Below are 11,310 nucleotides of genomic sequence, written 5' to 3' on the forward strand. Positions count from 1 at the left end.
CCCTCCCCCGATTCCGTCACTATAGAGACCACCCTCCGCGTCGAATCACTGAGGATCGAGTCTTGACTGAGCAGCTGCGACTGATGGCCGTTCACGCCCACCCCGACGACGAGTCGAGCAAGGGTGCGGCCACGATGGCCAAGTACGTGTCCGAGGGGGTGGACGTCATGGTCGTGACGTGCACGGGCGGCGAGCGCGGCTCGGTCCTGAACCCCCAGCTCCAGGGTGACGCCTACGTGGAGGCGAACATCCACGAGGTGCGCCGCAAGGAGATGGACGAGGCCCGCGAGATCCTCGGCGTCTCCCAGGAATGGCTCGGCTTCGTCGACTCGGGCCTGCCCGAGGGCGACCCGCTGCCGCCGCTCCCCGAGGGCTGCTTCGCCCTGGAGGACGTCGACACCGCGGCCGGCGCGCTGGTCCGCAAGATCCGCTCCTTCCGTCCGCAGGTCGTCACGACCTACGACGAGAACGGCGGCTACCCGCACCCCGACCACATCATGACCCACAAGATCACGATGGTGGCCTTCGAGGGCGCGGCCGACCCGGAGACCTACCCCGAGGCCGAGTTCGGCCCGGTGTGGCAGCCCCTGAAGCTCTACTACAACCAGGGCTTCAACCGCCCCCGCACGGTCGCCCTGCACGAGGCGCTCCTCGCCCGCGGCCTGGAGTCCCCGTACGGCGAGTGGCTGGAGCGCTGGAAGGACTTCGCGGGCAAGGAGCGGACGCTCACCACGTTCGTGCCCTGCTCCGACTTCTTCGAGATCCGCGACAAGGCCCTGATCGCCCACCGCACCCAGATCGACCCCGACGGCGGCTGGTTCCGGGTCCCGATGGACCTCCAGAAGGAGGTCTGGCCGACGGAGGAGTACGAGCTCAGCAAGGCGCTGGTGCCGACTTCCCTCCCCGAGGAAGATCTCTTCGCGGGCATCCGCGACAATGCCTGACATGAGCGCACACCTGGCACTGACCCAGCTTGTCCCCTTCGCCGCCGAAGAGCTGGACGAGAACAAGGTGACACCCGGCGTCCTCGGTTTCGTCGTCTTCGCGGTGCTGGCCCTGGCCGTCTGGCAGCTGATGAAGTCGATGAACCGCCACATGGGCAAGGTCGACTTCGAGGAGGCCCCCGACCCGGCGGCCACCCCCGAGGCCGCCGCCACCCCGGCCGGCAAGTAGCGACAGCGCCCCCGGGCCCGTACCGCAGAGGTACGGGGCCGGGGCGTCGCCGTGCGGCCCGTACTCGACGGTACGGGCCCGGGGGTGGGTACCTCCTCGGTACGGGCCCGGGGTGCCGCCGTCCACCGGCCGTTCTACCCCTGCGGCACCCCCAGGACCTCCCGCGCGTGCCGGTTCGGCACCATGCCCAGGTCCCAGGCCTGCCAGGGCGTCGACGGATGGACGCCCCGGCCGAGGACCACCCCGTACGCCTCGACGCAGTCGTCAAGGCGCGGGTCCCGCGCCGGATGCCGGTCACCGGCCAGCGCGGCGAGCTCCTCGCGGGCCGTGGCCGTCCCCGGCTCCGGGCTGCCCGCCACCGCGTGCGGCAGCAGGGTGCAGCGCAGGAAGCGGGCCCAGTCCGCGCCCCGCCGGTCGCCGTAGCCCTCGAACAACGCACGGGCCTCGTCGCACAGCGCCAGCGCCTGCGGCACCCGGGCGTTCCCGGCGTCGATGACCGCCAGTTCGAGCGAGGTCCACGCCTCCCCGTGCGGCACCCCGATGCGATGGAAGTCCGCCCGCGCGTCCACCAGCAGCTGCCGGGCGAAACCCGAGTTGCGCAGACCACCGGTCCGCGCCGCGAGCTGATCACGGGTGACCCGCCCCGAATGGTGCCGGGCACTGGCCAGCCCGTACACGTCCCGCATCCGCGAGAACATCGTCCGCGCCCGGCCCAGCTCGCGCACCGCGTCGTCCCGGTCGCCCCGCTCCTCCAGCGCGTGGGCCAGATGGAACAGCGTCCACGCCTCCCCCCGCGCGTCCTCCTGCTCCCGGTGCCGGGCCAGCGCCCCGCGCAGCTCCTCCACGGCCGGCTCGGCGTCCCCGGCGGCGAGCCGCGCCCGGGCCAGCTGGGTCAGCGCCCACGCCTCGCCGCGCCCGTCGTGGATCCGCCCGTAGCCCTCCAGCGCCTCCCGCAACGAGGCCTCCGCCCCCGGCACGTCGCCCCGCAGCAGCAGGACCTGGCCCCGCTGGAAGTGCGCCCACGCCTGGCCGTGCGGGGACTCGTGCTCCCGGTGCAGCGCCAGCGACCGATCGAGCAGCGCGGAGGCCTCCGCCAGGTTCCCCCGGTCCCGCTCCACCGCGGCGAGCGCGTGCAGCGTCCAGCCCCGGTCGGCGGCGAGCGCCTCCGGCTCCTGGAGAGCCAGCGCCTCCCGCAGCCGGGCCGCCGCCTCCGCGAGCCGGCCCTGGTGGTGCAGGGTGATGCCCAGCGAGCAGAGCGCGAGCGCCGCCCCCGGGTCCTGCCGGGCCTCCTGGTAGAGCGACACCACGGACGTCAGGGTCGTCCGCGCCTTGTCCAGCTCGCCGAGCTGCCGGGCCGCGATACCGGTCCGCCACTGCACCGAGCGGGACAACTGCCCCTGCCCGACGGCCTCGGCCAGCTCGTTGATCTCGCCGAGCCGGTACAGGTCGCCCCGCAGCAGGCAGTAGTCGCAGAGCGCGCCCAGCAGATCGAGCACCGTCTGCTGGTCGACGCCCTCCGTGTGCCGCAGGGCCGCCGTGATGAAGCTGGACTCCTCGTCGAGCCAGCTCAACGCCGCCTCCAGGGAGCCGAAGCCGTGCCCGTCGAACCGGTTCGCGCGGGTCGACATCTTGCCGTCGACCATCCGGATCACCGCGTCCGCCAGCTCCGCGTAGTTCCGGATCAACCGCTCCTGCGCCGCCGCGATCTCCGCCGCGTCCTCCTCCTCGACGAGCCGGAGCGCGGCGAACCCGCGCACCGCGTCGTGCAGCCGGTACCGCTCGCCGCGCACCGGGGCCAGCAGCCCCGCCCCCGCCAGCTCCCGCAGCAGCCGGGCGCCCTCGGCGCCGGTCCCGTCCAGCAGTGCGGCGGCCGCCGCACTGCTGGACGGGACCGGCGCCGAGGGCGCCCGGCTGCTGCGGGAGCTGGCGGGGGCGGGGGTCGGCACGCGCGGAGGGGGACGCACATGCGGGACAGCCATCGGGCCGAGGCGGAGCGGCGGTGGGAACGGACGGTGGAGCGGGAGCTGCGGAGCTCCGGGAGCCGGGCGGACGCGGAGACGCTGCTCGCCCGGGGCAGGGCCGCGCTGGACTCGATGGCGACGAGCGCGGGCCCGCCGAACGCCGGGCCGGCGGAGCCGTCCCCGGCGGCGCGTCCGCCGCCGTCCCCCTTCTCCACGGCCCGTACGTACGCCGCGTACTCCGCGCCCGCGCCCGCCGCCATCGAGTCCAGCGCGGCCCTGCCCCGGGCGAGCAGCGTCTCCGCGTCCGCCCGGCTCCCGGAGCTCCGCAGCTCCCGCTCCACCGTCCGTTCCCACCGCCGCTCCGCCTCGGCCCGATGGCTGTCCCGCATGTGCGTCCCCCTCCGCGCGTGCCGACCGTCCCGGTCCTGAGGCACTGTCAGGCCCCGGACCGTGCGCGTCCAGTGTGCTGTGCGGTGCGCGCGGGCGCGAGGGAGGAAGCCGGAGGAGGACTGAGGAGGACGGTGGAGGAAGGGAGGAGGCGAGGGGTCGGGAAGACCGACATGCCGAACATCTCCGGACCCCGTGGGGCGATAAATGGCCGGATGCCGCTCGGGCCGGGTCCCACGGACCTCGGCGTGCGACCCACCCCGCCGCCGCGACGGTCATCGGGACCTGCAACCGGCTCAGCGAGATCCGCACCCCGTACGGGCGGGACGGCGCGGACCAGATGACGGCGGTCATCACCCAGTGCCGGGCCCTCACGGCCCTGATCCCCGACCGGCGGCTCTCCGACGACCTCTTCCTGCGCGCCGTCAACTTCCAGGCCGGGCTGAGCTACGCGGTCTCCGGCGTCTCCAAGGCCTTCGGCAGCAGCTGGGTCCAGGGCGACGCCCTGCTCGAAGTCCTCCAGACCGAGGCCTACGGCCGGGGGCCCGCCGCGGAGATCCTCCGCGGGTACCCGCGACTCTGCCGGGCGCTGACCGTCGGAACCATCGTCTGGGAGACGTCCTTCCCGCTGATCTACCTCCTGCCGCGCGCCCAGGCCTCCCCCGCGCTCACGGCCGTCAAGGGCTTCCACGTCGGCGTGGCCGCCGCCATGGAACTGCCGCGCTTCGTCTGGGGGTTCTTCGGATCCCACGGAGCCGTCGGCTACGTCCTGGACACCCGCGGCGCACCCCGTACCTTCGAGAAGGCCGTACTCGGCATCGCCGGCGGTGCCGTCCTGACGAGCGCGCTCATCGCCCGCGAGAAGCGCCGGGTCGCCGAGCAGCGACGCCTCGGCCCCAAGGGCGCCGCGCGGCTCGCCGTCGCCGACGGCGACGTCGAGTACCGGGTCGACCGCCCCGCCGAGGGCACCCCCTCCCGTGCGGTGATCGTCCTGGAGTGCGGCCTCGGACAGTCCCTCGAATCGTGGGAGTGGGTCGCCGCCGGCCTGGCCCGGCACCACACGGTCGTCCGCTACCACCGCGCCGGCTACGGCCTCACGACCTCCCGCGCCGCCGACGGCGACCTCCTGGCCGCGGTGCTCGACGAGGTGGGCGCCGACGGACCGGTCGTCCTGGCCACCCACTCCATCGGCTCGCTGAGCGCCGCCTCCTACCTGGGCGACGGGCCCCTCGCCGGCCGCGTCGACCGGCTGATCGTGGTCGACGGCACCGACCCGGTCCTGCTGGACGAGGACCGGACGGACCGCCGGCGCCTCGGCCGCTTTCCCCGGGGGCCGGGCTGGTCGCCTGGGTGTCCTCTCACCGGCCGCTGGCCGGGCGGACCGTCCTCGCCCTGGGGTGCGGCACGGGCGTGTCCTCGCTCGCACTCGCCGAGGCCGGCGCGCGGGTCGTGGCCGTCGACGCCTCCCGGCCGTCCCTGGACGTGCTGGAGAAGAAGCGTCTCGACCACGACGTCGAGGCGGTGGAGGGCGACTTCCGCGACCTCCGTCTCGGCTCGACGTTCGACGTCGTCACGATGTCCCGCAACACCTTCTTCCTCGCCCAGGAGCAGGAGGAGAAGATCGAGCTGCTGCGCGGGGCCACCCGGCACCTGACGCCGGGCGGCGCGGTCTTCCTGGACTGCACCGACCCCGCCGAGTTCCAGCGCGCCGGCGGCGACGCCCAGTCGGTCACCTACCCGCTCGGCCGGGACCGGATGGTGACCATCACGCAGACCGCGGACCGCGCCGGCCAGCAGGTCCTGAGCATCTTCCTGGTGCAGGGCGCGTCGACCCTCACCGCGTTCCACGAGCAGGCCACCTGGGCTACGCTGGCCGAGATCCGGCTGATGGCACGGATCGCGGGTCTGGAGGTGACGGCCGTCGACGGGTCGTACGCGGGAGAGCCGTACACCGCGCGCTCCCGGGAGATGCTGGTCGTTCTGGAGCGTCAGTGACCGAGACACCGGCGATCGCCGCGCAGGACGCCACCGTCGTCCTGGACGGCACCACCCTCCTCGCGCCGACGACCTTCGAGGTGCTCCCCGGCGAGTTCTGGTGCCTCACCGGCAGCAACGGCTCCGGGAAGACGACCCTCCTGCGGGCCTTCCTCGGCAGCCGGCGGCTCACCGACGGCGCCGTCCTCGTCCGCGGCGAGACCGTCGACATGGCCAGGCCCCGGCACCGGCGCCTGATGGCCTCCCTCGTCGAACCGATCCCCGTCGCCCGGGACATGACCCTCCGCGAGCAGGTGACCCTGGTCGCCGCCTCCTGGTACGGCAACACCGCGGAGACCGCCGAACGCGCCGAGGAGACCATCGGCCGGCTGGGGCTCACCGCGCTGGGCACCCGCTTCCCCTCCCAGCTCTCCTCCGGCCAGCTCCAGCTCTTCAACCTCGCCCTCACCCTGGTCCGCCCCGCCGAGGTCATCCTCCTCGACGAACCCGAGCGGCACCTCGACACCGACCGCGTCGACCTCGTCGCCGACCTGCTCACCGAGCGCGCCGAGCAGGGCACGTCCTTCCTGGTCGCCACCCACGAGCCCGCCATGGTGAACGCCTGCGACGGCGTCATGGAGCTGGGATGACCACCGACAGCATCACCGCGGTCGAGGCCGACCCCCGGGACCGCGTCCACGCCGTACGGCACCGGTACGCCCACCGCGGCGACCGCGCCACGGTGCAGGACTGGGCGTACACCGTCTACCTCGGCGTCATCCTCGGCGCCGTCTACGTGGCGCCCGTCGTCTACCTGGTGCGCACCACCGAGGCCCTGGTCTCCCTGCCGACCGCCGAGGCGGCGACACCGGTGGCGTGCCTGGTCGCGGCTGCCGTGATCGGCGGCGCCCAGCTCACCGGCCGGTTCTGGGGACCGCTGGTCCTCAAGCCGTTCCTGCTGCACGTGTTCATGTCGACGGACCTGTCCCCGACGGACTACCTCGGCACCATCGCCCGCCGCCGACTCGCGTACGCGGGAATCGGCACGCTCCTGCTGCTCTGCACGGCGACCTTCCTCGCGACCGACCTGTACGACCGGCCCGGAAGCCCACTCCTGCCCCAGGGCCTCGCCGTCGCGGCCGGCATCGCCGCGGTCGCCCCCGCGGCATGGCTGTGGGGGCAGGTCCGGACGGTACGTGAGAACGCCCTGCTCGCCTCCGCCGTGGCCGCCGCGGCGACCGTCGTGGCCCTCCTCGGCCGGTCCGCGCTCCTGGGCGGGAGCGGCCCGTGGCTCCTCACCGTCGTCCTCGCGGCCGCGGCCGTCCTCCTCGGCCGCTCCGCCCTCCGCTCCGTTCGCACGGTCGACCTCACGCGGCTCGCCCGCGAGTCGGCGCGCGCCGCCGAGGCCCAGACCTTCGCCTGGACCGGCACGCTCCACCACGCGCTCGACCTCTACCGCCCGCAGCCCCGCGGACTCACCACCGCGCTGACCCGCCCGGACGGACGGCTCCGCGGCCACCTCGCGCAGGGCGCGGTCCGCGCCCTCCGCACCCGCGGCCGCGCACTCGCGGCCGCGGTCTTCCTGCCGGCCGGCGGCGCCCTCGTCACGCTCGGGGTCGCCGCCCCCGACGCCCGGACGGCGACCCTCTCCTGGACGGTCGGCGCGGTCGCCGTCTACCTGGGCTCCGGCTGGGTCGGCGAGGGCTGGCGCGGACTGCGCGACGAACTGACCCTGGCCCCCCTGCTCGGCGAGTGGTGGGGCGGCGTCCTCGCCCGCACCCTGGCCTGGCCGGTGGCCGCCGTGGTGGTCCCGGTGGGACTCGCGGCCACCGTCACCGTTCTCTCCCACGGGCCGTTCCAGGACATCGGCCCGGCGGAGCCCGCACTGCTCACGGCGGGCACGGTCGTCCTCGCACTGGGCGCCCGGCTCCTGCGCGAGATGAAGAGCAACCTGCCCGTGGAACTGCTGCTCCCCATCATCACGCCCCTGGGCGACCTGTCCGCGCTCCGCGTCTTCGTCTGGCAGTTCGACGGCCTCGTCGTCGTCCTGGCCGGCGTCCTCACCATGAACGCGATGCCGACCGCCCCCGCAGCAGCCCTCCTGGCAACGGCGGCGACGACCTGCTGCACCTGGGCAGCCCTACGCCGCACAGGCTGGCCCCTCCGCCCCCTGGCGTCCCGCCTCCGCAAGGCGTAGCGGGCCCCTCGGTCCACCGGGGGCAGGGCTCCCACGTGAGTCCGGGACGGCAGGGCAGGATGGACACCATGGCGAACCGACTGGCCCATGAGACCTCCCCGTACCTCCTGCAACACGCCGACAACCCGGTCGACTGGTGGCCGTGGTCCCCCGAGGCCTTCGAGGAGGCCCGCCGCCGCGACGTCCCCGTCCTGCTCAGCGTCGGGTACAGCTCCTGCCACTGGTGCCACGTGATGGCGCACGAGTCCTTCGAGGACGAGGCCACCGCCGACCTGGTCAACGCGAACTTCGTCGCCGTCAAGGTCGACCGTGAGGAGCGGCCCGACGTCGACGCCGTCTACATGGAGGCCGTCCAGGCCGCGACCGGTCAGGGCGGCTGGCCGATGACCGTCTTCCTCACCCCGGACGCGGCCCCCTTCTACTTCGGTACGTACTTCCCGCCCGAGCACCGCCACGGCATGCCCTCGTTCTCCGAGGTCCTGGAAGGGGTCAAGGGGGCCTGGGCCGACCGGCGGGACGAGGTCGGCGAGGTCGCGGAGCGCATCGTGAAGGATCTCGCGGGCCGCTCCCTCGCCTACGGGGGCGACGGTGTCCCCGGCGAGGAGGAGCTCGCCCAGGCCCTCCTCGGTCTCGTCCGCGAGTACGACGCGACCCACGGCGGCTTCGGCGGCGCCCCCAAGTTCCCGCCGTCCATGGCCCTGGAGTTCCTGCTCCGCCACCACGCCCGCACCGGCGCCGAGGGCGCCCTCCAGATGGCCGCCGACACCTGCGAGGCGATGGCCCGCGGCGGCATCTACGACCAGCTCGGCGGCGGCTTCGCCCGGTACGCCGTGGACCGCGGCTGGGTCGTGCCCCATTTCGAGAAGATGCTGTACGACAACGCCCTGTTGTGCCGGGTGTACGCCCACGTGTGGAAGGCCACCGGCAGCGACCTGGCCCGGCGGGTCGCCCTGGAGACCGCCGACTTCATGGTCCGCGAACTCCGCACCCCCGAAGGCGGCTTCGCCTCCGCGCTCGACGCCGACTCCGACGACGGCACCGGCAGGCACGTCGAGGGCGCCTACTACGTATGGACCCCGGCGCAGCTCACCGAGGTGCTCGGCGCGGAGGACGCCGCCCTCGCCGCCGCCCACTACGGCGTCACCGAGGACGGCACCTTCGAGCACGGCAGCTCCGTGCTCCAGCTCCCGCAGGAGGCCGGCCCGGTCGACGCCGACCGGATCGCCCCGATCGCCGCCCGGCTCCTCGCCGCCCGCGCGGAGCGCGCCCGCCCCGGCCGGGACGACAAGGTCGTCGCCGCCTGGAACGGCCTCGCGATCGCCGCCCTCGCCGAGACCGGCGCCCTCTTCGACCGCCCCGACCTCGTCGAACGCGCCACCGAGGCCGCCGACCTCCTCGTCCGCGTCCACATGGACGAGACCGCCCGCCTCACCCGTACCTCCAAGGACGGCCGGGCCGGCGGCAACGCCGGGGTCCTGGAGGACTACGCCGATGTCGCCGAGGGCTTCCTCGCCCTCGCCGCCGTCACCGGCGAAGGCGCCTGGCTCGACTTCGCCGGCTTCCTCCTGGACCTCGTCATCGACCGGTTCACGGCCGAGGGCGGCGCCCTCTACGACACCGCGCACGACGCCGAGACCCTGATCCGCCGCCCGCAGGACCCCACGGACAACGCCGCGCCCTCGGGATGGACCGCCGCCGCCGGAGCGCTGCTCTCCTACGCCGCGCACACCGGCTCGGAGGCCCACCGGGCCGCCGCGGAGGGCGCCCTCGGCGTCGTCAAGGCCCTCGGCCCGCGCGCGCCCCGCTTCATCGGCTGGGGCCTGGCCGTCTCCGAGGCCCTCCTCGACGGGCCCCGGGAGATCGCCGTGGTGGGCACCCCCGGGGACGAGGCCTTCGACGGGCTGCGGCGGGCGGCGCTGCTCGCGACCGCGCCCGGCGCGGTCCTCGCCGCCGGCGCCCCCGACAGCGGCGAGTTCCCGCTGCTGAGGGACCGTCCGCTGGTGGCCGGCGGGCCCGCCGCGTACGTGTGCCGGCACTTCACCTGTGACGCGCCGGTCACCGACCCGGAGGAGCTCCGCCGGAAGCTCTGAGCCCCCGGAACGGGAACGGCCCCGCGACCCCTCCGAGGAGGGGCGGCGGGGCCGCCGTGCCGAGCGTCGTCGCTCAGCTGTTGCCGGCGCCGTTGCCCGAGAGCACGGGGATGTCGCTGAGGATGTGCGACAGCGGCTCGTCACCCTTGGCCTGGGTGGAGTTCTCGGTGCACTGCTGGTTCTGCGGGGAGGACAGGACGTTGARGTCCTGGACCGCGATCGGSACGAGSCCGARSAGCGAACCGGCGTTGACCTTGGCCGGCAGACCSACGCACGGCTTGTTCAGGGAGCCCTGGACSAGCGCGAACTGSGGGCTCATGTTGCCGTYSGTSGCSGAGTTGCCGWACTCCTGGTGSGCGCCGTTGCCGCTGAGCGACGTGGTGCCYCCGTCGTRGSCGATGGCGAGCGCCTGTCCGGCACCCGCCGCCGTCGCGCCCAGCACCGACGCGGCCACAGCAGCCGTAGCCAACAGCTTCTTCATTGTTCAGGCCTTTCGGATCGTGGCTCGCTGAGTGCCGAGCCGTGCTGATCAACTGGTCAGCGGTGCGGAGGTTCCGCGAAGTCCACCGGACGGCCTACGGGCAGATGAGCGAAGCCCCCGAGGCCGGCCGGTACGCGGCGGCCGGCACCTTGCTCGCCGCGACCTCGTCGGCCGCCGGCAGCGACCGGTCCTCGCGCAGCCGCCGGAAGACCTCGGCCGCCCCCTTCTCGTCCCAGCCGACGGTGGACCCGACCCCCTCGACGACCGGGTTGAACCCGCGTACGGGCACGGTCGCGAACCGCGTGCGGTCCGCGGGCAGATCGCGCAGCCGGGCGGCGAGCTCCAGCAGCTCCGTGGCGGAGATCCCGCGTTCGGCCGCCCCCGTGCCCCGCAGGGTCGCCGCGAGCCGCCGCAGTCGGCCGGGATCGTTCAGGACTCCCTCGCGGAGCTGCTCCAGGGTGTTCACCACGAACTTCTGCTGCTTCCGGATGCGGCCGAAGTCCATCTCCCCGTCGGCCTTGCGCGACCGTACGTACTGGAGCGCCTCGCCGCCGCCGACCGGCCTGGTCCCGGGCTGGAGGTCGATCCCGGTGGCCGGGTCGACGAGGGCCTTCTCCGTACAGATGGGGACCCCGCCGTCGACGCGGTCCACGGTGTCCATGAAGCGGCGGAAGTCGATCTCCAGGTACCGGTGGACGGGCAGCCCCGTCGCCGCCTCGACGACCTCCACGGCGTACGCCGAACCGCCCTCCGCCCATGCCCCGTTGATCTTCGCCTGATGCGCCTGGTGCAGCTTCCCGGTGCGCCGGTCGCGGTGCGGGTCGGGGAAGGAGACGAGCGAGTCGCGCGGCAGGCTCACCACGTCGACCCGGTCGTTCCGGGCCGAGACGTGGACGAGCATCATCACGTCCGTGCAGTCGCACTCCTTCCCGCCCAGCCGGAAACGTTCCTTCTCCTGCGGGGTCACCCCCTTGCGGCTGTCGATGCCGACCACGAGGAGGTTGAGCCCCTTGCCGGGGGAGGGGAGCCCTTGCCGGGGGAGGGGAG

At 74.1% G+C, this 11,310-nt stretch carries 9 protein-coding genes and 1 pseudogene; 7 read left to right on the forward strand and 3 right to left on the reverse strand.

What is annotated here, in order from left to right; all coding sequences use genetic code 11:
• The first annotated feature begins 62 nt into the window (after positions 1-62).
• On the forward strand, positions 63-944 hold the full coding sequence (mca, locus tag EAO70_RS29725; RefSeq protein WP_148005940.1) for a mycothiol conjugate amidase Mca: 882 nt from the start codon (positions 63-65) through the stop codon (positions 942-944).
• Positions 937-1,173, forward strand: coding sequence for a hypothetical protein (locus EAO70_RS29730; protein ID WP_187284094.1), 237 nt, complete (start codon positions 937-939; stop codon positions 1,171-1,173). The genes mca and EAO70_RS29730 overlap by 8 nt, the downstream gene beginning before the upstream one ends.
• 134 nt (positions 1,174-1,307) lie before the next feature.
• Here the strand turns inward: EAO70_RS29730 and EAO70_RS29735 are convergent.
• A pseudogene (locus EAO70_RS29735) lies at positions 1,308-3,053 on the reverse strand (tetratricopeptide repeat protein); the annotation flags it as partial.
• Positions 3,054-3,137: 84 nt separating this feature from the next.
• On the opposite strand from EAO70_RS29735, the gene EAO70_RS40120 reads away from it, so the two are divergent.
• From EAO70_RS40120 to EAO70_RS29755, 5 genes are all read left to right on the forward strand, one after another.
• Entirely contained in the window at positions 3,138-3,563 is a 426-nt protein-coding gene (locus tag EAO70_RS40120) for a hypothetical protein (protein WP_315986256.1), read from the forward strand.
• A 165-nt stretch (positions 3,564-3,728) separates the two neighbouring features.
• Positions 3,729-5,516 carry a class I SAM-dependent methyltransferase gene (locus EAO70_RS29740; RefSeq protein ID WP_148006581.1) on the forward strand — a complete coding sequence of 596 codons (1,788 nt, stop codon included), beginning with the start codon at positions 3,729-3,731 and terminating at the stop codon, positions 5,514-5,516.
• Entirely contained in the window at positions 5,513-6,145 is a 633-nt protein-coding gene (locus EAO70_RS29745) for an ATP-binding cassette domain-containing protein (RefSeq protein ID WP_148005943.1), read from the forward strand. The genes EAO70_RS29740 and EAO70_RS29745 overlap by 4 nt, the downstream gene beginning before the upstream one ends.
• Positions 6,142-7,692: a hypothetical protein gene (locus EAO70_RS29750; RefSeq protein WP_148005944.1), complete on the forward strand. Its 1,551-nt coding sequence runs from the start codon at positions 6,142-6,144 to the stop codon at positions 7,690-7,692. The genes EAO70_RS29745 and EAO70_RS29750 overlap by 4 nt, the downstream gene beginning before the upstream one ends.
• 68 nt (positions 7,693-7,760) lie before the next feature.
• A complete protein-coding gene (locus tag EAO70_RS29755; RefSeq protein ID WP_148005945.1) occupies positions 7,761-9,782 on the forward strand; it encodes a thioredoxin domain-containing protein in 2,022 nt (673 codons plus the stop codon).
• Between the two features lie 73 nt (positions 9,783-9,855).
• Here EAO70_RS29755 and EAO70_RS29760 read toward each other — a convergent pair whose 3' ends face one another.
• Both EAO70_RS29760 and EAO70_RS29765 read right to left on the reverse strand, forming a co-directional pair.
• On the reverse strand, positions 9,856-10,263 hold the full coding sequence (locus tag EAO70_RS29760; RefSeq protein ID WP_148005946.1) for a rodlin: 408 nt from the start codon (positions 10,261-10,263) through the stop codon (positions 9,856-9,858).
• Positions 10,264-10,357: 94 nt separating this feature from the next.
• A partial coding sequence (locus tag EAO70_RS29765) for an LCP family protein (RefSeq protein ID WP_148006582.1) occupies positions 10,358-11,310 on the reverse strand: 953 nt, incomplete at its 5' end.

The organism is Streptomyces sp. adm13(2018), from assembly GCF_008042145.1.
Lineage (GTDB): Bacteria > Actinomycetota > Actinomycetes > Streptomycetales > Streptomycetaceae > Streptomyces.